Source organism: Alistipes putredinis DSM 17216 (assembly GCF_000154465.1).
Classification (GTDB): domain Bacteria; phylum Bacteroidota; class Bacteroidia; order Bacteroidales; family Rikenellaceae; genus Alistipes; species Alistipes putredinis.
The window spans coordinates 442211-467509 of the sequence record NZ_DS499577.1 but is presented as its reverse complement, the minus strand read 5'-3'; the positions used below and the strand labels follow the sequence as shown (position 1 = coordinate 467509).

Annotated in this window: 20 protein-coding genes; 9 read left to right on the top strand and 11 right to left on the bottom strand. The window is 54.2% G+C overall.

Translation table 11 applies throughout. From position 1 onward, the window contains the following. Positions 1–298: 298 nt before the first annotated feature. On the top strand, positions 299–1243 hold the full coding sequence (locus ALIPUT_RS02280; RefSeq protein ID WP_004328023.1) for a polyprenyl-phosphate transporter: 945 nt from the start codon (positions 299–301) through the stop codon (positions 1241–1243). Between the two features lie 6 nt (positions 1244–1249). Next, on the top strand, positions 1250–1984 hold the full coding sequence (locus ALIPUT_RS02275; RefSeq protein WP_004328022.1) for a shikimate dehydrogenase family protein: 735 nt from the start codon (positions 1250–1252) through the stop codon (positions 1982–1984). A 229-nt stretch (positions 1985–2213) separates the two neighbouring features. Here ALIPUT_RS02275 and ALIPUT_RS02270 read toward each other — a convergent pair whose 3' ends face one another. Continuing rightward, positions 2214–2426 (bottom strand): putative signal transducing protein, encoded by a 213-nt coding sequence (locus ALIPUT_RS02270; RefSeq protein ID WP_022459981.1) that lies wholly within the window; start codon positions 2424–2426, stop codon positions 2214–2216. 539 nt (positions 2427–2965) lie between these two features. Between ALIPUT_RS02270 and dnaE the strand changes: the two genes are divergently transcribed. The 3 genes from dnaE to htpG all read left to right on the top strand — a co-directional run bounded on the left by dnaE (position 2966) and on the right by htpG (position 9249). Further along, positions 2966–6625 (top strand): DNA polymerase III subunit alpha, encoded by a 3660-nt coding sequence (gene dnaE, locus ALIPUT_RS02265; RefSeq protein WP_040293100.1) that lies wholly within the window; start codon positions 2966–2968, stop codon positions 6623–6625. Positions 6626–6653: 28 nt separating this feature from the next. Continuing rightward, positions 6654–6968: a thioredoxin gene (gene trxA / locus ALIPUT_RS02260; protein ID WP_004328018.1), complete on the top strand. Its 315-nt coding sequence runs from the start codon at positions 6654–6656 to the stop codon at positions 6966–6968. 220 nt (positions 6969–7188) lie between these two features. Beyond that, on the top strand, positions 7189–9249 hold the full coding sequence (gene htpG, locus ALIPUT_RS02255) for a molecular chaperone HtpG (protein ID WP_004328017.1): 2061 nt from the start codon (positions 7189–7191) through the stop codon (positions 9247–9249). 176 nt (positions 9250–9425) lie between these two features. On the opposite strand, the gene ALIPUT_RS02250 is transcribed toward htpG, so the two are convergent. The 7 genes from ALIPUT_RS02250 to ALIPUT_RS02220 all read right to left on the bottom strand — a co-directional run bounded on the left by ALIPUT_RS02250 (position 9426) and on the right by ALIPUT_RS02220 (position 16105). Continuing rightward, complete coding sequence (locus ALIPUT_RS02250) at positions 9426–9833, bottom strand: acyl-CoA thioesterase (protein ID WP_004328016.1); 408 nt, start codon at positions 9831–9833, stop codon at positions 9426–9428. A 4-nt stretch (positions 9834–9837) separates the two neighbouring features. Continuing rightward, on the bottom strand, positions 9838–10593 hold the full coding sequence (locus ALIPUT_RS02245) for an FAD synthetase family protein (RefSeq protein WP_004328015.1): 756 nt from the start codon (positions 10591–10593) through the stop codon (positions 9838–9840). 7 nt (positions 10594–10600) lie between these two features. Continuing rightward, positions 10601–11254: a redox-sensing transcriptional repressor Rex gene (locus ALIPUT_RS02240; RefSeq protein ID WP_004328014.1), complete on the bottom strand. Its 654-nt coding sequence runs from the start codon at positions 11252–11254 to the stop codon at positions 10601–10603. Position 11255: 1 nt separating this feature from the next. Then, positions 11256–13106, bottom strand: coding sequence for a LysM peptidoglycan-binding domain-containing protein (locus ALIPUT_RS02235; RefSeq protein WP_004328013.1), 1851 nt, complete (start codon positions 13104–13106; stop codon positions 11256–11258). A 3-nt stretch (positions 13107–13109) separates the two neighbouring features. Next, positions 13110–13883: a 3'-5' exonuclease gene (locus tag ALIPUT_RS02230; protein ID WP_004328012.1), complete on the bottom strand. Its 774-nt coding sequence runs from the start codon at positions 13881–13883 to the stop codon at positions 13110–13112. Positions 13884–13888: 5 nt separating this feature from the next. Then, positions 13889–15013 carry a DNA polymerase III subunit beta gene (gene dnaN / locus ALIPUT_RS02225; protein WP_004328011.1) on the bottom strand — a complete coding sequence of 375 codons (1125 nt, stop codon included), beginning with the start codon at positions 15011–15013 and terminating at the stop codon, positions 13889–13891. Between the two features lie 216 nt (positions 15014–15229). Next, positions 15230–16105, bottom strand: coding sequence for a nucleoside phosphorylase (locus ALIPUT_RS02220; RefSeq protein ID WP_004328010.1), 876 nt, complete (start codon positions 16103–16105; stop codon positions 15230–15232). A gap of 138 nt (positions 16106–16243) precedes the next feature. On the opposite strand from ALIPUT_RS02220, the gene glmM reads away from it, so the two are divergent. The 4 genes from glmM to glmS all read left to right on the top strand — a co-directional run bounded on the left by glmM (position 16244) and on the right by glmS (position 21766). Continuing rightward, positions 16244–17632, top strand: a complete 1389-nt coding sequence (gene glmM, locus ALIPUT_RS02215) for a phosphoglucosamine mutase (RefSeq protein WP_004328009.1) — start codon at positions 16244–16246, stop codon at positions 17630–17632. Positions 17633–17636: 4 nt separating this feature from the next. Continuing rightward, the gene (locus ALIPUT_RS02210; RefSeq protein WP_004328008.1) at positions 17637–18062 is read left to right on the top strand and encodes a copper resistance protein NlpE; all 426 of its coding nucleotides are present in this window, start codon (positions 17637–17639) and stop codon (positions 18060–18062) included. A 9-nt stretch (positions 18063–18071) separates the two neighbouring features. After that, positions 18072–19436: a dipeptidase gene (locus tag ALIPUT_RS02205; RefSeq protein WP_004328007.1), complete on the top strand. Its 1365-nt coding sequence runs from the start codon at positions 18072–18074 to the stop codon at positions 19434–19436. A gap of 485 nt (positions 19437–19921) precedes the next feature. Further along, a complete protein-coding gene (gene glmS / locus ALIPUT_RS02200; protein WP_004328005.1) occupies positions 19922–21766 on the top strand; it encodes a glutamine--fructose-6-phosphate transaminase (isomerizing) in 1845 nt (614 codons plus the stop codon). Positions 21767–22033: 267 nt separating this feature from the next. Here the strand turns inward: glmS and ALIPUT_RS02195 are convergent, their stop codons facing one another. From ALIPUT_RS02195 to glyA, 3 genes are all read right to left on the bottom strand, one after another. Then, positions 22034–22990 carry an alpha/beta hydrolase gene (locus tag ALIPUT_RS02195; protein WP_004328004.1) on the bottom strand — a complete coding sequence of 319 codons (957 nt, stop codon included), beginning with the start codon at positions 22988–22990 and terminating at the stop codon, positions 22034–22036. 176 nt (positions 22991–23166) lie between these two features. Continuing rightward, positions 23167–23853 carry a DUF2461 domain-containing protein gene (locus tag ALIPUT_RS02190; protein WP_004328003.1) on the bottom strand — a complete coding sequence of 229 codons (687 nt, stop codon included), beginning with the start codon at positions 23851–23853 and terminating at the stop codon, positions 23167–23169. A gap of 6 nt (positions 23854–23859) precedes the next feature. Further along, complete coding sequence (gene glyA, locus ALIPUT_RS02185; RefSeq protein WP_004328002.1) at positions 23860–25140, bottom strand: serine hydroxymethyltransferase; 1281 nt, start codon at positions 25138–25140, stop codon at positions 23860–23862. Between the last annotated feature and the right edge of the window lie 159 nt (positions 25141–25299).

Here is a 25299-nt window from a genome sequence, read left to right as displayed (position 1 = left end):
GTTTCCCGCATATACTATCTTTGCACAAGCAAAACATCGCCGGAAACGGCAATACCTATGCGATGTTATTATAATGCCGTTTTTGCGAAACGTCGTGTTTTCGACGAACGAGATAACTTTTCGTGATTATATACTTTAGTGTACCTCTTTGGGAGTAAAGCGCCTTAAGTCCTTTCCGGGAAGGGATCTGTGGGCAGGAGCATTACCGATACAACCGGGAACAGCGAATAGACACCTCTCGGAATTGTCAAAAGGTACATTGAAAGATGAATTGCCTAACTTTTTATTAGAGCGGATTATGTTCAGATACGTGCTGTTGGCGCTGAAAGGCTGCGCAATGGGAATGGCGGATGTTGTCCCGGGAGTATCGGGCGGGACGATCGCCTTTATTTCGGGAATTTACAGCGAACTGATCGAGTCGATCAAAAGTTTTAATCCGACTGCGTTGAAATTGCTCGGCCGGTTCGAATTCAGGAAATTCTGGCGCCACATCAACGGCAGTTTCCTCTTCTCCGTACTGCAGGGTATCGGTATCGCCATCTTTTCGCTGGCACGGTTGATGACTTACCTGCTGGCGCATCACCCGATCGAAATCTGGTCCTTCTTTTTCGGACTGATCGTCGCTTCGGCGGCTTTCGTCGCCCGGGATATTCGGAAGTGGAACCTCACTTCGCTACTGGGACTGCTTGTCGGCACCGCGCTGGCATTCTGGATCACGATCGCCTCCCCGACGCAAACGCCCAACGACTGGTGGTTTATCATGCTTTCGGGAGCTGTTGCCATCTGCGCGATGATTCTTCCGGGAATTTCAGGCGCCTTCATCCTGCTGCTGCTGGGAAAATACCAATACATTTTACAGGCTGTCAGCGAATTCCGGCTGGGTGTCCTGCTGCTTTTCGCAGTCGGAGCCGTCGCCGGTATCATCAGTTTTTCGCACCTGCTTTCGTGGCTGCTGCGCAAGCATCACGACCTGACGATCTCCCTGCTCATGGGTTTCATGGTCGGATCGCTCAATAAAGTCTGGCCCTGGAAAGAGGTCGTGGAAACTTATACGGATGCCCAGGGTGCCGTTCACCCGTTGGTGGAACAAAACATTACACCGGGACATTTCGAGGCGATCGGTCAGACCGATGCCCACTTGTGGCAGGCCGTAGCACTGGCGCTGGCAGGATTTCTTCTGATCTATGTCATCGAATTCATCGGCAAGCGGGTCGCTCAAAAAATCTCCGCTCCCCAAAACTAAAACCTTATGAAACGCTACGGTCTGATAGGCTACCCGCTGGGACACTCGTTTTCAGCCCGGTATTTCGCCGATAAATTCGCACGCGAAGGCATTGCGGATTGCCGGTACGACCTTTACGAATTGAAAACGATCGAGGAGTTGCCCGCTTTGCTGGAAGCGCAGCCCGAACTGCGGGGATTCAATGTCACGATTCCCTATAAACAACAGATCATACCCTATCTGGACGATCTTTCGCCGGAAACCCGGATGATCGGGGCCGTCAATTGCGTGCGCTGTGAAGGCAGACGTCTGACGGGTTATAATACGGATGTGACGGGACTTCGCGTCTCCCTCGAAACATTTCTCGGCGGGGAGCGTCCCGAACGGGCATTGGTACTGGGCACGGGCGGGGCGTCGCAAGCCGTGCAATATGTATTGGCACAGATGGAAATTCCGTTCGATCTAGTATCGCGGAATCCGGCAACGGGAAATTATACGTACGACGAAGTATCGGATGAAGTAATCGGTTCGCATCGGCTCATTATCAATGCCTCCCCAGTCGGGATGCATCCGAATGTCGAAGAGGCGCCCCGCATTCCGTACGCTTTCGTCACGCCCTCCCACTATCTTTTCGACCTGATCTACAACCCGGCCGAAACGCTGTTTCTGCAATACGGAGCGCAACGGGGAGCACACACGTGCAACGGACTCGACATGCTCGTAGGGCAGGCGGAAGCTGCCTGGGCCATATGGAACCGATAAGGGATCCTCCGACACGGCTCGACCGATCTTATCGAAGCCGGTTTCATTTCCGACGACTTCGTTCTCCGGACCTGAAGCTATGAATCGACGTTTTCGGTACGCAGTTTCGCCCCTTCTCCGAACCGTTCGAAAGTCGCAAGCAACAGAGGTTGTTCCGAGCCGTTCATAAGGAATTCGGGGGCTTCTTTAAGAGCTTCCCGAACTCCTTGAATAGCTGCAAAATAATAAATTACGGCATTTTGTCGAGCAATTCGGCAGCCCGCTTCGCATCTTCCTCCTTGACCACGAGCTGTGCCGGCATCGTGCCGATGGGATAGATCGCCGACATATATTCGTTGCGGATCGTCGAAAAAATTCCGGCTCCGTCCAGAATCGATTTGGCCATTTCGGCTTCGGTGACAGAGTTCCACTCTCTCAACACGACTAATTTTTCATCTTTCATAATCATCGCTGTTTAGGTGATATATTTATTCGGCCATTATATCTTTCGATGTAACAGTTTGACAATCGCAGCATCGAATCCGAAGGACATTTATTCGCATCCTCTGGCCGCATTAAAATTCAGACCTTTCCTAAAATGCGGGTACTCGGAGTACCGTATTTCCAACGAGGTCCACATTTTTTATTAAATCTTTGCATCCCGTCGTTTTTCGGTTCTTCGAACTTCCGTGCTCCCGGTTCCGAACTCCGTTCGTACCCGGCGAAAACGGGCGATGCAGGACCGGATAAATCCGGCTATCAACAAGATACGTTTTTTTTCGGAATGCTGCAAGATTTTTGCCACATATTTCCTATCCCGTCATTTTCAACAACGTAGAATCGTTCGGGCAATTTTTACTTGGAAATACGGAAATTCTTTCATATTTTTTCATTACCTTTGACTTCGCCTTAAGCATCGGCAAGACGCAGATAAATTTGCTTCTGCCCGCGACTTTTCCGTACCTTCGCAAAGGACGGCCCAAAACCATAAATTTTCGAATTATGCCGGATTTCGTCCATTTACACGTACATACGCAATATTCCATCTTGGACGGCGCAGCGGCCATATCGCCGCTCATCAAACGAGCCAAAGCCCTCGGTATGAAGGCTCTGGCCATTACCGACCACGGCAATATGTACGGCGTCAAGAACTTCCACGACGTCGCCACCGATGCGGGCATCAAGCCTATTTTGGGGTGCGAAACCTACGTCGTGCGCAACCGCTTCGAAAAGGACAAGGACGAGAAGGCGGGCGATCACCTGATTCTGCTGGCCAAGAACCTCACGGGTTACCACAATCTCTGCAAGATCGTATCCTACTCCTTTACCGAAGGATTCTATTACAAGCCCCGTATCGACAAGAAACTGCTGGAACAATACCACGAGGGATTGATCTGCTGCTCGGCATGTCTGGGCGGCGAAGTTCCCCAGGCCATCATGCGCAACGACATGGAGGAGGCTGAACAGGTCGTGCGCTGGTTCAAAAGCATCTTCGGGGACGACTATTACCTGGAGTTGCAGCTCCATCCGTCGGGCGATCCGCGCAAGGACGCCGACGTGTACGAGAATCAGTTGCTGGTCAATAAGGCCCTGCTGGAGCTGTCGGCCAAATGCGGAGTCAAATACATCTGCTCGAACGACGTGCATTTCATTCTGGCCGAAGACGCCGTGGCGCACGATCATCTGATCTGCCTCAATACCGGCCGCGACCTGGACGATCCCAATCGGATGCGCTATACGTTCCAGGAGTATCTGAAATCGCCCGAAGAGATGGCGCAGCTCTTCCCCGACCATCCCGAAGCACTCGCCACCACGCTCGAGATCGCCGACAAGGTCGAGGAGTACAAACTCACCCATGCGCCTCTGATGCCCAACTTCCCTCCGCCGCCGGAGTTCCACATGCCTTTCGAGGAGTTGCGCGAATCGCTCGTCAAGAAGATCGAAGATCAGGAAGAGCTGGCGCGAATCGATGCCTGCCACAGCGTCGAAGAACTCGATGCCTGGGCGGAGGAGAGCAAGGAGCGCAGCGAAAAGTTGATGACGGCCAAACAGTTCTGCTACCTGAAAGACCTGACCTACAAAGGAGCCCACCTGCGCTATGGCGCCGAATTGAGCGAAGAGGTCGAGAAACGCATCCGGTACGAATTGAGTACGATCGAATGGATGGGATTCCCGGGTTACTTCCTCATCGTATGGGACTATATCCGCGCGGCTCGCGAAATGGGCGTGTCGGTCGGACCGGGCCGTGGTTCGGCAGCCGGATCGGTTGTGGCCTACTGTCTGAAAATTACCAACATAGATCCGCTGAAATACGACCTGCTGTTCGAGCGCTTCCTGAATCCCGAGCGTATCTCCCTGCCGGATGTCGATGTCGATTTCGACGAGGACGGCCGCGACGACGTGCTGCATTACTGCGTGCACAAGTACGGGCAGAAACGCGTGGCCCAGATCGTGACGTTCGGTACGATGGCGCCCAAGCTGGCGATCCGCGACGTGGCCCGCGTGCAGAAGCTGGCCCTCTCGGAGAGCGACCGGCTGGCTAAACTGGTACCCGACAAGGTTACGCCCGACAAGAAGGCCGGAGAAACGCCTTTCGACTTCTGCTACAAGGAGTCGCCGGAACTGGCCGCCGAACGGGAATCCCCGAACCAGTTGATCCGCAATACGCTCAAATACGCCGAAAAGCTCGAAGGCTCGATTCGGCAGACCGGTGTGCATGCCTGCGGTGTAATCATCGGGCAGGACGACCTGGAGAATTTCGCTCCGATGGCTATCGCCAAGGACGCCGATCTGAACGTCGTGGAGTTCGAGGGCAAAGAGGTCGAGAGCGTCGGCCTGATCAAAATGGACTTCCTGGGACTGCGCACCCTCTCGATCATCAAGGATGCCGTAACCAACGTCAAAAACGTGCACGGCATCGACGTAGATATCGACAACATTCCGCTGGACGACGCCCCGACCTACGAGGTTTTCAGCCGCGGCGATACGACCGGCCTGTTCCAGTTCGAGTCCCCCGGTATGAAAAAACATCTGCGCAACCTGAAACCCAACCGTTTCGAGGACCTGATCGCCATGAACGCCCTCTACCGCCCGGGACCGATGGAGTATATTCCCAACTTCATCGCCCGCAAGCACGGACTGGAGCCGGTGACGTACGACATCGCCGATATGGAGGAGTACCTGAGCGACACCTACGGCATCACGGTTTATCAGGAGCAGGTCATGCTGCTCTCGCAGAAGCTTGCCGGGTTTACCGGCGGCGAAGCCGATACGCTCCGCAAAGCGATGGGTAAAAAACAGCGTGCGGTACTGGACAAGATGAAGCCCAAGTTCATCGAAGGATGCAGCAAGCGCGGGCACGACGCCAAAATTTGCGAAAAGATCTGGGGCGACTGGGAAGCGTTCGCATCGTATGCCTTCAACAAGTCGCACTCGACCTGCTACGCCTACATTGCCTATCAGACGGGCTATCTGAAAGCGCACTACCCTTCCGAATTCATGGCCGCGCTGCTCAGCCGCAACCTTTCGGACATCAAGCAGATTACGCTCTACATGAACGAGTGCAAGCGCATGGGTATCCGGGTGCTTGGGCCCGACATCAACGAATCGCTCAACAACTTCTCCTCGAACAAGGCGGGCGACGTGCGGTTCGGCCTGGCTGCGGTGAAAGGCGTCGGCGAGGCGGCTGTGGAGAGCATCGTCGCGGAGCGGAACAAGAACGGCAAATTCAAGGACATATACGATTTCTTCGAACGGGTGAATTATACGGCCGTAAACCGCAAATGCCTCGAAAACATCGCCTATGCGGGCGGCTTCGACTCGATCTCCGGGTTCCACCGCTGCAAATTCTTCGGCACCGATCTGCGCGACTCCAGTTCGACGACCTTCATCGAGCAACTGGTACGCTACGGGCAGCGGTTCCAAAGCGAGAAAGACAATGCCCAGCAAAGCCTTTTCGGAGGCGGCGAAGGGGTCGTGGATATTCAGCATCCCGTGATTCCGGCCTGTCAGGACTGGAGCACGCTCGAAACGCTGGGCAAGGAGCGCGAGATGATCGGACTCTACCTCTCGGCTCACCCGCTGGACGATTATGCGGTGATTATCCGCAATATGTGTAAGACGCAGCTTTCGGATCTTGACAACCTGGAATCCCTGCGCGGACAGGAGATTGCCGTGGCGGGGATGGTGATCGCCACGCAGAACCTCGTTACCAAGACGGGCAAACCCTGGGGAAAATTCACGCTTGAAGACTACAACGGCACGCACGAATTTGCGCTTTTCAGCAAGGACTACGAAAATTTCCGCAAATACCTGTTCAACGACTATTTCCTCTTCATCCGGGGCAAGGTCCAACCCAAGCCCTACAACGACAAGGAGCTGGAATTCAAGATTACTTCGATGGTACAGCTCTCCGAAATGCGCGACACGATGATTAAGGAGATGTATATCCAATTGGCGATCGAAGACATCACGCGTGAAATGATCGAGGAGCTGACGCACCGCATCAAAGAGTCCGAAGGATCGACCACGCTGCGGGTGAATGTCTATGACCGGGATGCGCAGGTAAGCGTGAATATGTTCTCCAAACGGCACAAGGTGAGCCTCACGTCGAACCTCGTTTCGTTCCTCGAGGACAATGAAATCAAATATACTATCGTTTAATACTTATAATCAAAACATCTAAAAAATTATGGCATTAGCAATCACAAAAGACAATTTCGAGGAGATCTCCGCATCCCAGCTTCCGGTAGTCATCGACTTTTGGGCGGAATGGTGCGGTCCCTGCCGCATGATCAGCCCGATCATCGACGAGTTGGCCGGCGAATACGAAGGCCGTGCGGTCATCGGCAAATGCGACGTGGACAACAACGACGACATCGTGGGCAAGTTCATGGTCCGCAACATTCCGACGATCGTGTTCATCAAGGGCGGACAGGTCGTGGACAAACAGGTGGGTGCCTGCACGAAAGCCGACCTGGTAAAGAAACTCGAAAAATTGCTCTAATACTTTCGGCAGACGAGCCGACGAAACACGTACGGCGGCGGGGAGGATTCCCTGCCGCCTCTATTTTGTCAGGAAGCGTATGACAGAATGTCATATCGGAGGAGGTGGCACACCGTTTGTTGAATCCATGCGAGAGAATGGCTCTCTTCGGCAGCGGCAACCAAAGTCCGCTGTATCAAAAAAACGATAAATAATTCAATTAAAAAAATACCATGATACGATGAAAAACGGAAAAATCGGGGTTACCACCGAGAATATCTTCCCCGTTATCAAAAAGTTCCTCTATTCGGACCACGAAATCTTCCTGCGTGAGCTGATCTCCAACTCCGTGGATGCCACGCAGAAACTCAAGGCCCTGGCCTCGATGGGCGACGTAAAAGGCGACCTGGGCGACCTGACGATCCGCGTCTCGGCGGATAAGGATGCCAAAACCCTGACGGTCACCGACCGGGGCATCGGCATGACTGCCGACGAGGTGGAGCGCTATATTAACCAGATCGCCTTTTCGAGCGCCGAGGAGTTCATGGAGAAATACAAGAACCAGGCGATTATCGGCCACTTCGGACTGGGCTTCTACTCCGCTTTCATGGTCGCCGACAAAGTGGAGATTTTCACCCGCTCCTACAAGGAGGGCGCCAAGACGGTACACTGGAGTTGCGAAGGATCGCCCGAATACGAAATGGAGGAAACGACCGAGCAACGCGACCGGGGAACCACGATCGTACTGCACCTTTCGGCCGATACGCTCGAATACGGCGAAGATTCGAAGGTCGAAGAGCTGCTGCGCAAGTACTGCCGCTTCCTACCCGTTCCCATCGCTTTCGGCAAGGTGAAGGAGTGGAAAGACGGCAAATACGTCGATACCAACAAGGACAACATCATCAACAACATCGCCCCGCTGTGGACCGTAAAACCCACCGAGATCACCGCCGAGCAATACAAGGAGTTCTACCACGAACTCTATCCCATAGGTGAAGAGCCGCTCTTCTCGATTCATCTGAATATCGATTATCCGTTCCACCTGACGGGTATCCTCTACTTCCCGAAGATTCGGAACAACTTCGAAATTCAGAAAAACAAGATCCAGCTCTACTCCAATCAGGTGTATGTGACCGACCAGGTCGAGGGGATCGTACCGGAATACCTCACCCTGTTGCACGGCGTGATCGACTCGCCGGATATTCCGCTGAACGTATCGCGCAGCTACCTGCAGAGCGATTCGAATGTCAAGAAGATTTCGAACTACATCACCCGCAAGGTGGCCGATCGCTTGCAGGAGCTCTTCACGACGATGCGTGCGGACTACGAACAGAAATGGGACGATCTGAAGATCTTCATCGAATACGGCATTATCACCGACGAAAAGTTCGCCGAGAAGGCAGAGAGTTTCATGCTGTGGAAGACGACCGAGGGCAAGTATTTCACCGCCGAAGAGTACAAGGAGGTCGTCAAAGGTAACCAGACCGACAAGAACGGTACGGTCGTTTTCCTCTATGTGGACGATCCCGTAGAGAAAAATTCGTTCCTCGAATCGGCCAAGGCCAAAGGCTATGACGTGCTGGTTATGGACGGACAACTCGACAACCACTATGTCAATTGGTACGAGTCGAAACACAAGGACGCCCGCTTCGTGCGCGTGGACAGCGACGTGATCGACAAGCTCATCCAGAAAGACGAAACGCTCAAGATGTCCCTGAGCGAGGCCCAGCAGGAGATCATGCGTCCCGTATTCGAAAGCCAGATGCCCAAGGACGAGAAGATCCACTACAACATTTCGTTCGAAGCGATGGCGGCCGATGCTGCGCCCGTGGTGATTACGCAGAACGAATTCATGCGGCGCATGAAGGAGATGGCAGCCATCAGCAGCGGAGGTATGAGCCAATTCTACAGCCAGATGCCCGATAACTTCACGATCGCCGTCAATGGCAACAACCCCATCGTGATCGACATCCTGGCCGATGTGGAGAAGAGCTACGGCGACAAGCTGAAGACCATCACCAAAAAGATCGATGCTGCGGTTGCCGAAGAGCGCCGTTTCGACGAAGTGGTCAAAGGCAAGAAAGAGGAGGAACTCACGCCCGAGGAGAAATCGACGCGCGAGGAGCTTTCGAAGAAGATCGTTACCCTGCGCGACGAGCGCGATACGCGCCTGCGCGAAATCGGCGGCGAGAACAAGCTCGTCAAACAGATCATCGACCTGGCATTGCTCTCCAACGGATTACTCAAGGGCAAAAACCTGACGGAGTTCATCCAACGCAGTATCTCACTGATCGAGAAATAGCAGTAAATTACCGTATATCGAAGCGGCGGCTCCTTTTCGGGGCCGCCGCTATTTTATATCGGATAAAATCGTACGGAACTCCCATCCGGGGTTCTCCATCGACGAAAATCCGAAATATCTTCCTCTTGGGAAAAACCGAAATGATCGACTGGCGATTCGTAAAAAAACAGCGTGAATTACAGGTTTTTTTCCAACAGCTCCATAAATCCTTTCGGAGCCCGGCAGGGACGCCGCGTATCGCGGTGGATGAAACCCAGAACCGTAGAACCCGTATTGAGCAGCTCGCCCGCTTCGTTGTAAATTTCGTATTCGAACGTAATACGCGCTTTCGGCAACTCCCGGAGGGAAATTCGAACCGTGATCAATTCGTCGTAATGAGCCGGACGCAGGTACTTGGAGTGTACTTCGAGAATCGGCATCATCACGCCGTCCTTCTCCTCCATATCGGCATACGAAGAGCCGAAACTGCGGAGCAGCTCCGAACGGGCTGCTTCGTAATAGCAGATGTAATTCGAATGGTGTACGATACCCATCTGATCGGTATCCTTATACCAGACTCTGAATTTGAAATCTCTTGTCAGCATGGCGTTAAAACTCGATTAGTATATGGCCCGACGGCATTTTTCCCGCCGTCCTCAATAATTCCGGAGTACCTTTGGCGGTTATCCGAAGCACACCGGGCCTACCTTCGATCCGCACGGGATATTCACCCGGAGGCGGAAGCAGCTTGAGAGCCTCTCCCGAGGCGATATGTCCTGCGCAGTCCACATCGCCTGCCAACAGATACGGATGCGACAGCATCCGGGCAGCTTTATTCATCTCTCCCCGCTCGATCAGACGACGAATGACCGTCGAACTCACCTTCTCGGCATCGACATCCTGTTTCTCGATCTCCGTCACACGGAAGCCGAACTCGTCATGCAATCCGTTGAGCAGCCGGTAATCTCCCTCCTTGTCGTGGCCGAAGCGGTGGTTGAAACCGACGACCAGATTCTTCACCCCCACCTTCCCGATCAGATAGTCCTTTACGAAACTCTCGGAAGGAATCCGGCTGAAGGCCCGGTCGAACGGAATCACGATCAGATTGTCGATTCCGAACCGGTCGAGCAGGTATATCTTCTCTTCGAGCGAAGTCAGCAGCCGCAACCGCTCCTGTGTACCGAGCGTCACGCGGGGATGCGGGGCGAAGGTCAGCACGATACTTTCTCCCCCGACAGCGGCCGCCTCCCGGCGAATCCGGTCGAGCAAAACCCGGTGTCCGCTATGAACTCCGTCGTACGATCCGACGGTAGCCGCCGGCGAACGGAACGAAGGCAGATTTTCGAAGCCGTGGAATACTCGCATCGACACCTTAATTATTGTCGTTATTCTCTTCGGATTCCTTGACGCAGTAAGCAACCTTTTCCAGAAGAGTCGTAATATCGTAATTCTCCACGTAGATACCTTGCGGGAAATTCAGGCGTGTCGAGGTAAAGTTGAGTACGCCCTTGATGCCGGCGTTGATGATCGGCACGACCAGTTCGGGGGCGACTTTGGTCGGCGAAGATACGATGACGATCGAGATGTCGTTCTCCTGGACGACCTTCTCGAAACACTCCATGTGGTAGCACGGAATGTTGTCGATCGCAGTATCCACTTTTGCGGGATCGACGTCGAACGCGACCGTGATCCGCAGCTTCAGGCTCTTCCCGTTGAAATATTTGGTGATGGCCTGCCCCAGATGTCCCATACCGATTACGGCGATATTCACCGGATTTTCGCTGTCGAGGATGTTGCTGATAAAATCGATCAGCACCTTCACGTCGTAGCCTTTCTTGGTATCGCTCGAGAACCCGATCAACATCAGATCCCGACGCACTTGCACAGCCGTAATGCCGTGAATCCCGGCCAGCACGTGCGAAAAAATGTGGGTAATGCCCTCCCTGTGGCAGGCGAGCAGCGTACGGCGATACTCGCTGAGCCGCTCGATCGTTTTTTCGGGAATTCCGTTGGGTATTAAAGCCATTTCAATCTACGGTAATGGTGAAGTCCGGTCGGTAGCTCACACGCATCCAGTTTTGGTTGACATGGTTGGACCCTCCGGGCATTTGCTGGAACGTATAAGAGGTTTGCAGCGGCGTGTAGCGGCGTCCCTCCATATCGTACTGGATGTCGGAATACATCGCCGGAACGAAGATCATCGCCGCATCGTAACCCCGGTAAGAGTAGAGCGACGGCAACGCCCCGAAAGCTTTGATGTAGTCGCTGTCGAAAGTCTTGATTACCTCGGCATCGCGTTTGGCGTGATAAGTCGAGAAGAGCACGAGCCGGTCCTTGAAGTAGAGCGCCCGATCGAGGTTCCCGAAGCGGTTCCAACGCGAATTGCCGACGATCGTGAAACGGGGAGGCGTCTTGCCGCGGGCTACGAGGTTGGTATTGGCCGAAGCGATGGCTGCCAGAATACGGTCCACTTCGAGCCCGCTGTCGCTCAAAACAATCAGCAGGTTGTCCTTGCCATTGGCCAGCAGCGACGAAAGCCCCTGGTCGCCCTCCTTGACAGCGTAACGATAATTATGCCGCGCGTAAGGTACACCCTGCAGTGCAGCCAGAATTTCCCGTTCGAACTCCCGGTCGTTCTTCTCTCCGTAGATCAAGGTAACCTGTTTGTGCTCACCCTGAGTCAGTTCTTCGATTTTGGCATATTTCCGCATCTGGGGCGGTGCCATCTGAAACAAAACATCGCTATCGACGTTCTTGACATCGGCCAGAGGCGATACGACCGGCACGGCATACTCCTCGGCATACCCGATTACGGCAGGAAGTTCCTCTTCGTAAACCGGGCCTACGATCAAGCGGGCCGCCCGAAAATCGGCGTCGTCCACAATCGTACGGAGTCGGTCGCTTTCCTGCCGGGTATTGAACAGATCGACCCGAACGGAGTATCCGTATTGGGTCTTTATCTTTTCAAGCCCCAGGAGAAATCCCTGGTAGAAATCGAGATAATTCGGATTCTGTTTGTCGCCATCGGTCATCGGCAACAACAGCGCCACACGAAGCGGCTCTCCGCTGCTCAATGCCAGAAAATCCACCTCTTTCACCTGGGGTTCGACCGTCGTCAAGGTATCGCTCTCCGTTGGCTCGGGCTGTCCGAATCGCTCTTCCGGCGCCGGCTCGGTCGCGGACTTTGCATCGCCGGGGACTTTCAGCATACTTCCCGAACGGAGGTCTTGCGCTGAAATACCGTTCAGCCGCTCCAGATTTTCAACCGTCGTACCGAAGCGACGGGACAGCGCGTACATCGTCTCCCCGGGAGCGACGATGTGGTACATATAACCCTCCTCGGCAACCAGGTTCAGGCGATCCTTGTACTGCTCCCAGGCCGCCGTGTTTTCCGCTGCGTCGGTCTTGCCGACCGCCTTTTTGCGAATCAAAATGACCGAACCCGGTTTCAGGTGAATCGGATCCAGACCGGGATTGTCCTCCATGATGGTTTCGACCGAGATCGCATAGCGCTTCGAAATTCCATAAAGAGTTTCGCCCTTCTGCACCGTGTGCTGATCGAAGGTCTTCTTCAGCTTTTTAGGAGAAAGCTGCTCCTGTACGACGACACCCGTTTCCACGACCGGGATTTTAAGGCTCTGGTCGGCTTTGAGCCCTTGAGCGAGCTGCGGATTTTCGGCGGCGATCACCTGTTCCGCCACTCCATAGGTTTTGGCCAGCGAATAGAGCGTTTCCCCGTGCCGGACGTTGTGGACATAGTATTTTGCACCGTTGATATAAACGATCGTCTGCGATTTCTCGATAGACTGCGGCTCCTGGGCATAAAGGTTCGCCCCGGCCGTCAGCAACATCGCGGTACAACACAGTTCCTTCAGCATAGTCTATTGTTTCTCGTTTTTCTCCCGGCAGCGGATTTCGGTAATAATTTTCTTGGTATAGAGCGGGAAATCGCCGTTCATCATCCAGGAGTAATAGCTCGGCTCGACGCGGAAAACCTCCGCGACCGAACGGCCCTTATATTTGCCGAATCCGAAGACCTCTTCCCCTTTTTCGTTATAGAGGATGCGTCCTGCAAAGTCGGCGGATTCCGCCCGCGTGGAAAATTCAGCCAGAGCCGCGACATCGTTCTGCAACTCCCCGTAACGGTCCAACTGGGCTTTCAGCACTTCGTACGTCGCCAACGTATCGGCTTCGGCCGAATGGGCATCCGCGAGATCCTTGCCGCAATAGAACTTATAGGCCGCCACCAGCGTCCGTTGCTCCATTTTGTGAAAGATATTCTGCACGTCGATGAATTTACGTTTGCGGAAATCCACGTCCACACCGGCCCGCATGAACTCCTCGACCAGCATCGGCAGATCGAAGCGGTTCGAATTGAAACCGCCGAAGTCGCATCCCTCGATAAACTGGGCCAACGACTTGGCGATTTGCGGAAAAAGCGGGCAATCCTTCACGTCTTCGTCCGTAATGCCGTGAATGGCCGTAGCTTCGGCCGGAATCGGCATTCCCGGATTGATCCGCCGCGTACGGACGATCTCCTCGCCGTCGGGCATAACCTTGACCATCGATATTTCGACGATGCGGTCCCGTGCGATGTCGATGCCGGTCGTTTCCAAGTCGAAGAAAATGATCGGCCGCTTGAGGTTGAGCTCCATCCGGGTTATGCGTTAATCATCATCGGCATAAGCAGCATGAGCGTCGCGCTCGACTGCTTGTCGTCATAGACGGGTTTGAATACGCCGGCACGGGTCGAATCGGCCAATTCGATGACGATGGTCGGCGTATCGATATTGGAGAGGATTTCCACCAGGAACGTCGATTTGAAGCCGATCGTGATATTCTGACCTTCGTAGCTGCAACTGATCGTTTCGTTGGCCGATACCGAGAAATCGATGTCCTGCGCCGTAAGGTTGATCCGGTTGTCGGCGATGTCCATGCGGATCAGGTTGGTCGTGGGGTTCGAGCAGACGGCCACACGCTTGATGCCATTGACCAGTTCGATACGATCGACGAGTACCTTATTGGGATTCGCGGTCGGAATCACCGCATTGTAATTCGGGTAATTGCCTTCGATCAGGCGGCACACCAGCGTATGGTTCTTGAGCTGGAACATGGCGTTTTTCGAATCGAAGCTCACCTTGATCGCGTCTTCCTCCTTGAGCAGCACCGATTTGAGCAGGTTGGCCGGCTTCTTGGGCAGGATGAACGACGAAGCCACTTCATTAGCGGTTTCCACCTCGTATTTCACCAGCTTGTGGGCGTCGGTACCCACGAATGTAAGCATCGAAGGGGCCAGGTTGATATAGACGCCGTTCATCACGGGACGCAGCTCGTCGTCGGCCGTGGCGAAAATCGTTTTGTTGATGCCGTTCACCAGCACGTCCACATCGAGCGTCAACTCCTTGCAATCGGCCGAAAGAGCCGGGATCGCCGGATAGCTCACGGCGCTGGCGCCGGGAATCGAGAGCGAACCGCTTTTCCAACTCAAACGGATCTCCCAGTTCTGATCGTTCACTTCGATCGTCAGAGGCATTTCGGCGAACTCCTTCAGCGAATCGAGCATCAGTTTAGCCGGAGCTGCGATGGTGCCTTCGCTTTCGACGCCGTCCACGCGAATCGAGCCCACGAGCGTGGTTTCCAGATCGGAAGTAGTCACCCGCAGCTCATCCCCCTTGAGCTCCATCAGGAAATAATCCAGGATGGGCAATGTATTTTTATTGCTGATTACTTTGCCGGTCGTGGCCAGGAGAGAGAGCAATGCAGAACTTGATACGGAAAATTTCATAGGTTTTAATGTAATTTATTTTCTGTTAGTCTTTTGAAGCCTTTTGTTTATTGGTTGGGTATTCCGAGGCAGCCCCCGCGTCTGAAGTTTCCTATTTCGTTTTTACTACCTGAAAGAATCGGGAAACCATCCTATCCCGCTGCGGTGCCCGGGTATTCATCGAACTCGGCTCCGGGTTCGCGTCGCTGCCCGGAACCATTCCCGAAATCCGGTCGGTTACAACGTCGCCAGTTTATCGAGCGCCGTCTGAATCATCTTTCTGACGAAAGGTTTATAATCCGTGCAGGCGTCCAGCGCGATCCGCTGAGCGATGATCGTACAGATCGTGGCGGCTTTGTGGCCCATGAGAGCGGCCAGCCCGGCCAAAGCAGAACTTTCCATCTCGAAATTGGTGACCCGGCGTCCGTGATAGTCGAACGACTCGATCTTCTCGTTCAGATGGATGTCGGCCGGTTCGAGACGCACCCAGCGTCCCTGCGGCGCATAGAAGCCGGGGGCGGCGATGGTGATGCCTTCGATGGTTACGTCGCGGAAAAGCTCGGCCAGCGAAGGATCCGCATCGATGAAATAGGGCTTCGGAAGCAAATCGCTCCAACCCGTATGTTTCATAAAAGCCTTCTCGATCTCCAGGTCGCAAACCTCGTTGCGCCCCTTGTAGTAATTCAACAGACCGTCGAAGCCGACCGAAGTGCGGGCGAAGACGAACTGCCCCACTTTGATGTCGGGCTGAATGGCGCCCGAAGTACCCAAACGGACCAGCGTGAGCTGCCGCTTCTGCGCCTTCTCCTGCCGCGTGGCGAAATCCACGTTGGCCAGCGCATCGAGCTCCGTAACCGAAATGTCGATGTTGCCGATGCCGATACCGGTCGAAAGCACGGTCATCCGCTTGCCTTTGTAGGTACCCGTCACGGTATTGAATTCGCGGTTGGAAACGCTGTACTCCTGCGTATCGAAAAAGGAAGCGACCATGGCTACGCGGCCGGGATCCCCCACGAGGATGACGATGTCGGCAAGCTGCTCCGGCTTGAGGTGCAGGTGGAAAATCGATCCGTCGTCGTTGATTATCAATTCGGAAGAAGGTATGGTTCTCATAGTGTCGGTTTTTATATTTTCATAATTGGCATAAAAGTACTACATTTACCTCGAATTTCAAAAAATACGCCACGATAAATTTTCCATAAATATATTGTATCCCGCTCGGCGGACTACAAGAAAAGAGATATTTGCGACATGACTCTCATCAAATCCATTTCCGGCATCCGGGGAACGATCGGCGGCCCTGCGACGGAGAACCTCACCCCGCTCGATATCGTTAAATTCACCACCGCTTACGTGCGTTTCATCGCCGAATCCGCACCCGGGAAAAGGCTCAAAATCGTCGTGGGCCGCGACGCCCGTATTTCGGGCGAAATGGTCGGCGACATCATCGAAGGCACGCTGCTGGGCTGCGGCGCGGACGTAGTGAACATCGGACTCTGCACTACGCCGGGAACCGAACTGGCCGTTACGGCGCACCGGGCCGACGGCGGCATCATCATCACCGCATCGCACAACCCCCGCCAATGGAACGCCCTGAAGCTCCTGAATGCCGAGGGAGAATTTCTGAGCGACGCCGAGGGCAAGCGGGTGCTGGCGCTGGCCGAAGACGAGAACTTCGTTTTCCCGGATGTGGACCATATCGGCAAGGTCGTTTCGCGGGAATCTTACAACGACGAGCATATCCGTCGGGTATTGGCCCTGCCGCTGGTCGATGCGGAAGCCGTGCGGAAACGGCACTTCAAGGTGATCGTGGATGCGGTGAACTCCGTCGGCGGCATCGTCATACCCAAGCTGTTGCGGGAGTTGGGATGTGAAGTCGTGGAGCTCAACTGCGAACCGACCGGAGAGTTCGCCCATAACCCGGAGCCGCTGCCCGAGAACCTGACCGAAATATCGAAGGCGATCGTCCGCGAAAAGGCCGATCTGGGCGTAGTGGTCGATCCCGATGTGGATCGGCTGGCCTTCGTCAGCGAAGACGGCTCGATGTTTGTCGAGGAATATACGCTGGTCGCCGTGGCGGACTATATCCTCTCCCGCAAAACCGGCAATACGGTGTCGAATCTGAGCTCTTCGAGAGCTTTAAGCGATGTAACGCAAATGCACGGAGGAGAATATTTTGCATCGGCGGTAGGAGAAGTCAATGTAGTCGCCAAGATGAAAGAGGTCGGGGCCGTCATCGGCGGCGAGGGCAACGGCGGAGTCATCTACCCCGAACTGCACTACGGCCGCGACGCACTGGTCGGCGCCGCGCTTTTCCTGACCTATCTGGCCGAAAAAGGTATGACCATGACCGAGCTGCGCAAGACTTATCCGGCCTATTTCGCCTCGAAGAACAAGATCGAGCTGACACCGGCCATCGACGTGGATAAAGTATTGCGTGAGATGAAATCCCGTTATGCCAATGAAAAGGTGAACGATGCGGACGGTGTTAAAATCGATTTCCCGGAGAATTGGGTACACTTGCGCAAATCGAATACGGAACCGATCATCCGCGTATATACCGAAGCGAAAACGATGGCGGAGGCCGATGCGCTGGCCCGGCGGATCATTGCGGAAATAAAACAAATTTGTAATATATAAATCGATGAAAAACATTTTATTGATACTCGCTGCCGCAATTATGCTGACAGCCTGCGGAGGAAACTCCCGCCAAAAGACGACTGCCGGGGTACCCGACATGCACAATGCCGAAAACGCACTCGACTACCAGGGAACTTACAAAGGGGTTTTTCCTGCTGCGGACTGCCCGGGCATCGAGATTGAACTCACGCTTCACAACGACAACACCTATACGATGAATTCCAGCTATATGGATCGTTCTGAAGAGCCGATTCAACAGACAGGAAACTATACGGTAAAAGGCAACCTGCTGACGCTGCGCGCCAAAGTCGGCATAGGGCTTCCCGCCCCCGAGTACTACAAGGTGGAGGAAAACCGCCTGCGCCGTCTTAATGCAAAGAAGCAGCCTATCACCGGAGAACTCGCAGACCAATACGTACTCACCAAATAATCAAATTCCATGGATAAAGTAAAGAGTTACATAGAGAAGAACAAAGACCGTTTTCTCAACGAATTATTCGAGCTGTTGCGCATCCCTTCGATCAGCGCGCAATCCGATCATAAACCCGACATGACCCGATGCGCCGAATGGCTGGCCGCTTCGCTGATGAAGGCCGGTGCCGACCATGCCGAGGTACTTCCCACGGAAGGCAATCCGGTTGTTTTCGCCGAACGAATCGTCGATCCCAAAGCCAAGACCGTATTGGTGTACGGCCACTACGACGTGATGCCGGTCGATCCGGTGGACGAATGGCGCACCTCGCCGTTCGAACCGGTCGTGAAGGACGGACGCATCTGGTGCCGGGGTGCGGACGACGACAAAGGCCAGCTTTTCATGCACGCCAAGGCGTTCGAAGCGATGTGCGCGACCGACAGCCTGCCCTGCAATGTGAAATTCCTGCTCGAAGGCGAGGAAGAGATCGGGTCGCCCAGCCTCTACAAGTTCTGCGCCGACAACAAGAAGATGCTCAAGGCAGACATCATTCTGGTTTCCGATACATCGATGATCTCGATGCAGATACCTTCGATCACCTGCGGTCTGCGCGGTCTGACTTATATGGAGGTCGAAGTGACAGGCCCCAACAAGGACCTGCACTCCGGCCTGTTCGGAGGTGCGGTGGCCAATCCGGCCAATGTCCTGGCCCGCATGGTGGCTTCGCTCATCGATGAAAACGGACACGTGACGATTCCGGGCTTCTACGACGACGTGCGCGAGCTGACGGCCGCCGAGCGCAAAGCCTTCAACAAGGCTCCGTTCAACCTTACAGAATACAAGAAAGCGCTCGAAATCGGCGATGTCGAGGGCGAAGCGGGCTTTACGACCATCGAACGCACGGGTATTCGCCCCTCGCTCGACGTGAACGGCATTTGGGGCGGCTATATCGAGGAGGGGACCAAGACGGTGATCCCGTCGAAGGCTTCGGCCAAAATCTCGATGCGTCTGGTTCCCGGACAGGATTTCAAAAAGATCGCCAAGCTCTTCGAGAAACATTTCAAGGCGATCGCTCCCAAGAGCGTCAAGGTGAAGGTCAAGTTCCTGCACGGCGGTATGCCCTACGTGGCTCCGACCGATATGCCGGCTTACAAAGCGGCGGAAAAGGCCATCGCCGACACGTTCGGCAAGAAACCACTGCCGTTCTATTCGGGCGGCTCGATTCCGATCATCAGCGGATTCGAAAATATCCTGGGAATCAAGTCCCTCCTGATCGGATTCGGCCTGGCGGAGGACGCCATCCATTCGCCCAACGAGAGCTACGGACTCGACCAGTTCTACAAGGGGGTCGAAACGATTCCGCTGTTTTATAAATATTTCGCTGAAAAGTAAACAGGCAATACGATTTCAAAAACGGGACAATATCCGAAGGATATATCCCGTTTTTCGTACATTACGGATACGTTTGTTCAAAAAGATAGGATCTTTGATTTCGTTGTAGATACTTCGCCTCGGCAAATGCAAATAAAATTTGCTTTTGCGCCCGGCTCATTCGTATCTTTACAAAAAAAGAAGATGGAAAGGTTCGAACGAGTTCAAACAACCCACGCTCGAAGCATACGCGGAGGGCACTTGTGAACTCTACGATGCAAGGAGTAGGAAAACAGAAAGTTAAGTTTGGCTCTCACTCACCTTGCACTATTTTTATAGAAGATAGGATTCGGTTCAGCAATCTTTGCGTGCAAGTTCGCACGATTGCTCTTCCCTTTCACTATCTTTGACATAGTCTTAGATAGGATGCGCCTTGGAAAATTGAGAACAAATTCCCGTTTTCTCCCGGCTTTCACTATCTTTGCAAATCGCAAAAAGAATACATTATGTGTGGAATTGTAGGTTACGTGGGTAAACAGCAGGCTTACCCCATTCTGATAAAAGGACTTCACCGCTTGGAATATCGCGGTTACGACAGCGCAGGACTCGCACTGGTCAATCGGGAAGGAGTTCTGAACGTGTTCAAAAGCAAGGGCAAAGTCGCCGATTTGGAACATTTCGTCGAATCCAAGGATCTGGACGGAACGATCGGCATCGCCCACACCCGTTGGGCGACACACGGCGAACCGAACGACATCAACGCCCATCCCCACTACTCCGATTCGGGCAATATCGCCCTGATCCACAATGGTATCATCGAAAATTACCGGGTGTTGAAAGAGGCGCTGATCGAAAACGGTTACACGTTCAAGAGCGACACCGACACGGAGGTACTGGTCAATCTGATCGAATACATCCGTACGTCGAACAACTGCACGTTGCTGGAGGCCGTCCAGCAAGCATTGAAGCAGGTGATCGGCGCATACGCTATCGCCGTAGTGGAGAAGGGCAACCAAGATCAAATCATCGCGGCACGCCGCAGCAGCCCGATGGTCATCGGTATCGGCGACAAGGAGTTTTTCCTGGCATCGGACGCGGCGTCGATCGTGGAATATACGGACAAGATCGTCTATGTCAATGACGGCGAGGTAGTGGTCATGGATCGCAACCACCCGCTGAAGATCGTAACGCTCGACAACCAGGAGAGCAAGATCGACATCAAGAAGTTGCAGCTCAGCATCTCCCAGCTCGAAAAGGGCGGCTATCCGCACTTCATGCTCAAGGAGATCTTCGAGCAGCCCAAGACCATCGTGGACTGCATTCGGGGCCGGATCAACCCCGAGACGTACGACGTGATCCTGTCGGGCATCATGGACAACCGAGAGCGGTTTCTCAACGCCCGGCGCATCATCTTCGTGGCTTGCGGCACCTCGTGGCACGCATCGCTCATCGGGGAGTACCTGATCGAGGATTTCTGCCGCATTCCGGTCGAAGTGGAATACGCTTCGGAGTTCCGTTACCGCAATCCGGTGATTTATCCCGACGACATCGTGATCGCCGTATCGCAGTCGGGCGAAACGGCCGACACGCTGGCCGCTATCGAGCTGGCCAAGCAGAACGGTGCGTTCGTCTATGGCATCTGCAACGTGATCGGCTCGTCGATCGCCCGGGCTACCGATTCCGGCACTTACATCCACGTAGGGCCTGAGATCGGCGTGGCTTCGACCAAAGCCTTCACGGGACAGGTAACGGTACTTACGATGCTGGCGCTGATGATCGCCCGTGTCAAGGGTACGATCGACCAGGAGTGCTCGCGCAAGATCGCCAAGCATCTGCTCGATCTGCCCGCCGTGTTGGAAGAGGTGCTCCGCCTGAACGACCGGATCGCCGACTTCTCGAAAATCTTCACCTACGCGCACAACTTCATCTACCTGGGACGCGGGTACAACTACCCCACGGCGCTGGAAGGTGCGCTCAAACTCAAGGAGATCTCCTACATCCACGCAGAGGGCTACCCTGCCGCCGAAATGAAACACGGTCCGATCGCCCTGATCGACGCCGAGATGCCGACCATCGCCATCGCGACGCCGGATCACACCTACGAAAAGACCGCCAGCAACATCGAGGAGATCAAGGCCCGGGGCGGCAAGGTTATCACCGTGATCGCCAAGGGCGACGAGCAGGTACGCAAGAGCTCCGACTACTTTATCGAAGTGCCCGTCGTGGCGGAGTGCCTGATGCCGATCGTGGTATCGGTGCCGTTGCAGTTGCTGGCGTATCATATCGCTGTCAATAAAGGGCGCGACGTGGACCAGCCCCGCAACCTGGCCAAGTCGGTAACGGTGGAGTAATGACAAGACCGATACAACAAGAATCAGCCGCAACCTAAAGGTTGCGGCTGATTTTATATTATTGATGATTTCGGAAGGTGCGTTCGCCGATCTATTCCCGACTCTACCCGCAATCTGAACAGCAGCGGAAACTCCATACGGAATATTCTCGACAGCAATCCGTCGCCGAACCATCACCGAGCATACTCATCGGACACATCGCATCATTGTCCAGCCGGCATAAATCGAGGCCGATTCGAACCGTAAGCACACACTTCCGCATCCTTTTTACAGGAAATTCGATGCGATGTATTCGGCCAACGTGAAGTTCTTGCGGACTTCAGGGGCGCCGATCGTCGTTTCGTCGGTTTCGATCATCAGCGGTTCCTTATCCACGACGAGTTTCGAGAGGAAAGCATCGATCGCATCCCGGTTGCCGTCCATCGGCGCCGTGGCGATGACGTGTGAGGCGTTCTCGACCGAATAGAAATAATACGGGGAGTTCATCGCGCGGAGCTGTCCGGCGATGTACTTCGAGCCGAAGAAACCGACGCCGCTCTCGCGAATCACATTATACGGTACGTTCGCATCCGCATCGCCGTGAAAAAGCATCATCGGCGCAGGCTGCGATGCCCAGCGGAGCTCCTCGCCCATTTCGAAGATCGCCCCGGCGAAAGAAACGATACCCGCGTAGCGGAAGCCGGCAGGCAGGTGTTGCACCAGCGGCGAAGCGTTGCAGAGGGCGTATTCGCCGTGCAACACGGTGATCGCTCCCGCACTCGACCCGCAGGCCACGATCTGCGAGGAGTCGATACCCCACTCGTCTGCCTTGTCCACGATAAAAGCGGTAGCGTCGTAAAGATCCTCGACAGCCATCGAGATCGTCCGGGTCATACCGAGCATCATATTTTCGGGTGAGAGGTCCCCCGAAGCGACGACCTGCTTCAGACCAAGACGATAGTCGATCGATACCACGTCGTACCCCTGATTAACCATGTAATGAAAGAACGGAAGGTACCGCTCCGCATCGCGCTCCCCAGCGATGAAGCCGCCGCCGAAAACGAAGACCAGACAGGGCCGGGCATCGTCCTGCTCGACCGAAACGGCCGTATAGCGATCCAGGAAGAGGCTGTCCGTACCCTTTACGGCATAGAGATCCGTATATTTGGCAATCCGGGGCGCCTGCTCCGTACAAGCAGTAACGAACAGCATCGAAACCAACAAGAGGTAAATTGCTTTTTTCATATTTTCTAAAATTAAACGTAGTCATATCCTTCGGTGCATCTATTCGGGAATATAACGATCCACATTCCCACCGAAAAGAGGATTCGGGAAAGAGTCTGCCTTACGGACAAGGCCATGAACCGCAGATAAGCACGTCTTCGGTTCGATACTGCGACCGTCGGATAAAGTAATAATTATCAAATCATTTCGTCGTATGCGAACTGCACAGCACGGTTCAGAATATCCGAAAAATGTTTCGTCTTACGAAATTCGTGCAGCGTGTTCTTCAATAACTCCTTGTCCAACATAAACTCCGGCGCGAGGCGTTCGGTGATATAGACATCCTTGAGTTTCAGCCATTCGTCGTACGGACTGCCGGGGGCATACCCTTTCGGCAGACGCTTGAGTTTGTTCGACTCGTCGAGAACGAATCCTTTCGCCTCACGGATGGCTGCTTCAATTTCCGCGCCATTGTCCAGGATCTCGTCCCGCACGCTGCGCAGCACTTCCGGCAGCGGACAGTAAAGCCCCGTAGTGAGCTGATGCCCCTGCGACCAGGAGCGTTCGTCCCACACCGGTTCGACGTGGAAATAGTAGCCCGAATAACCGCCTTTCTTGCCACGGGGAGCAACGAAAGCCCCCATGTGGGTCTTGTACGGTGTCTTGTCGGGGCTGAAGCGGGTGTCGCGGTAGATGCGCCACGTGCAGTCCTTGACCGTAAGTCCGCGCACGGACGGATCGAAAGCGGCGATGCCGTCGATCAGCTTCGCCGTAAACACCTCGAAACAGGACAAGGCCCGTTTGTACATCTCCTTGTGAGAGTCAAACCAGGCCTTGTCGTTGTTTTCGTGCAGGAGCGTGAGAAATTCTACTACCTGCTTCATATTATGCTACCATGCGAAGAGCGGATAGTTAGCCATCATAGCGTTGACCTCCTTGCGAACGGCGGCGATGTTCGCCTCGTTCTCGGGATCGCTCAATACACGGTCGATCAGCGCTACGATCTCCTCCATCTTGTCCTCCTTCAGACCACGCGTGGTGATAGCCGGAGTACCGAAACGCAGACCCGAAGTCTGGAACGGCGAACGACTGTCGAACGGCACCATGTTCTTGTTGGTGGTGATGTCGGCGGCAACCAGGCACTTCTCGGCCAGCTTACCGGTCAGTTCGGGGAACTTCGTGCGAAGATCGACGAGCATCAGGTGGTTGTCCGTACCCTCGGAAACGATCTTGTAACCGCGCTTGGTGAAGGCCTCGGCCATCGCCTTGGCGTTCTTCTGCACCTGCTTCTGGTACTCCTTGTAGCTGGGATCCAGCGCTTCGCCGAAAGCGACTGCCTTGGCTGCGATCACGTGCTCCAGCGGACCGCCCTGGATACCGGGGAATACGGCCGAATTGAGGATCTGCGACATCATCTTGGTCACGCCCTTCGGAGTCTTGAGTCCCCAGGGATTCTCGAAATCTTTGCCCATCAGGATAATACCGCCACGGGGACCGCGCAGGGTCTTATGGGTGGTAGAAGTCACGATGTGAGCATACTTAACCGGATTCTCGAGCAGACCGGCAGCGATCAGACCGGCCGTGTGAGCCATGTCGATCAGCAGGATGGCGCCTACTTTGTCCGCGATCTCGCGCATACGCTTGTAGTCCCACTCACGCGAATAAGCCGAAGCACCGCCGACGATAAGCTTGGGTTTGTGCTCCAGAGCCTTGCGCTCCATATCGTCGTAATCCACGCGCTCGGTCTTCGGATCGAGCTGGTAACCGATGGCTTTGAAATAGGTACCCGACATATTCACCGGCGAACCGTGCGAAAGGTGGCCGCCGTGCGCCAGATCGAGGCCCATGAACGTATCGCCGGGTTTCAGCACGGCGAAGAAAACGGCCATGTTGGCCTGTGCGCCGGAGTGGGGCTGTACGTTGGCGTACTCGGCGCCGTACAGTTTGCAAACACGTTCGATGGCAAGGTTCTCGACCTTATCCACCACCTGACAACCGCCGTAGTAACGTGCGGCAGGATAACCCTCCGCATACTTGTTGGTCAGTACGGAGCCCATGGCCTCCATCACCTCGTCGCTGACAAAATTTTCAGACGCGATCAACTCGATGCCGTGCATCTGACGGTTCCGTTCCTCAGAAATGAGGTCGAATACTTGAGAATCTCTCTTCATGATCGATATATGGTTTATTAAGAGTTTTTTTCGGATTCCAAAGGTAGTAACATTTTACGAAACTACAAAAACTAAATATTTCTAAATATTTTTTGTATATTTGGCGACAGAAAAATACGACGCATCCGACAAACGGAACATTTTTCTTCGGAACGGGCA

Bases quoted from the DNA above. Each gene is read 5' to 3' on its own strand.
- ALIPUT_RS02280 (WP_004328023.1), top strand. From the start codon at position 299: ATGTTCAGATACGTGCTGTTGGCGCTGAAAGGCTGCGCAATGGGAATG.
- ALIPUT_RS02275 (WP_004328022.1), top strand. From the start codon at position 1,250: ATGAAACGCTACGGTCTGATAGGCTACCCGCTGGGACACTCGTTTTCA.
- ALIPUT_RS02270 (WP_022459981.1), bottom strand. From the start codon at position 2,426: ATGAAAGATGAAAAATTAGTCGTGTTGAGAGAGTGGAACTCTGTCACC.
- dnaE (WP_040293100.1), top strand. From the start codon at position 2,966: ATGCCGGATTTCGTCCATTTACACGTACATACGCAATATTCCATCTTG.
- trxA (WP_004328018.1), top strand. From the start codon at position 6,654: ATGGCATTAGCAATCACAAAAGACAATTTCGAGGAGATCTCCGCATCC.
- htpG (WP_004328017.1), top strand. From the start codon at position 7,189: ATGAAAAACGGAAAAATCGGGGTTACCACCGAGAATATCTTCCCCGTT.
- ALIPUT_RS02250 (WP_004328016.1), bottom strand. From the start codon at position 9,833: ATGCTGACAAGAGATTTCAAATTCAGAGTCTGGTATAAGGATACCGAT.
- ALIPUT_RS02245 (WP_004328015.1), bottom strand. From the start codon at position 10,593: ATGCGAGTATTCCACGGCTTCGAAAATCTGCCTTCGTTCCGTTCGCCG.
- ALIPUT_RS02240 (WP_004328014.1), bottom strand. From the start codon at position 11,254: ATGGCTTTAATACCCAACGGAATTCCCGAAAAAACGATCGAGCGGCTC.
- ALIPUT_RS02235 (WP_004328013.1), bottom strand. From the start codon at position 13,106: ATGCTGAAGGAACTGTGTTGTACCGCGATGTTGCTGACGGCCGGGGCG.
- ALIPUT_RS02230 (WP_004328012.1), bottom strand. From the start codon at position 13,883: ATGGAGCTCAACCTCAAGCGGCCGATCATTTTCTTCGACTTGGAAACG.
- dnaN (WP_004328011.1), bottom strand. From the start codon at position 15,013: ATGAAATTTTCCGTATCAAGTTCTGCATTGCTCTCTCTCCTGGCCACG.
- ALIPUT_RS02220 (WP_004328010.1), bottom strand. From the start codon at position 16,105: ATGAGAACCATACCTTCTTCCGAATTGATAATCAACGACGACGGATCG.
- glmM (WP_004328009.1), top strand. From the start codon at position 16,244: ATGACTCTCATCAAATCCATTTCCGGCATCCGGGGAACGATCGGCGGC.
- ALIPUT_RS02210 (WP_004328008.1), top strand. From the start codon at position 17,637: ATGAAAAACATTTTATTGATACTCGCTGCCGCAATTATGCTGACAGCC.
- ALIPUT_RS02205 (WP_004328007.1), top strand. From the start codon at position 18,072: ATGGATAAAGTAAAGAGTTACATAGAGAAGAACAAAGACCGTTTTCTC.
- glmS (WP_004328005.1), top strand. From the start codon at position 19,922: ATGTGTGGAATTGTAGGTTACGTGGGTAAACAGCAGGCTTACCCCATT.
- ALIPUT_RS02195 (WP_004328004.1), bottom strand. From the start codon at position 22,990: ATGAAAAAAGCAATTTACCTCTTGTTGGTTTCGATGCTGTTCGTTACT.
- ALIPUT_RS02190 (WP_004328003.1), bottom strand. From the start codon at position 23,853: ATGAAGCAGGTAGTAGAATTTCTCACGCTCCTGCACGAAAACAACGAC.
- glyA (WP_004328002.1), bottom strand. From the start codon at position 25,140: ATGAAGAGAGATTCTCAAGTATTCGACCTCATTTCTGAGGAACGGAAC.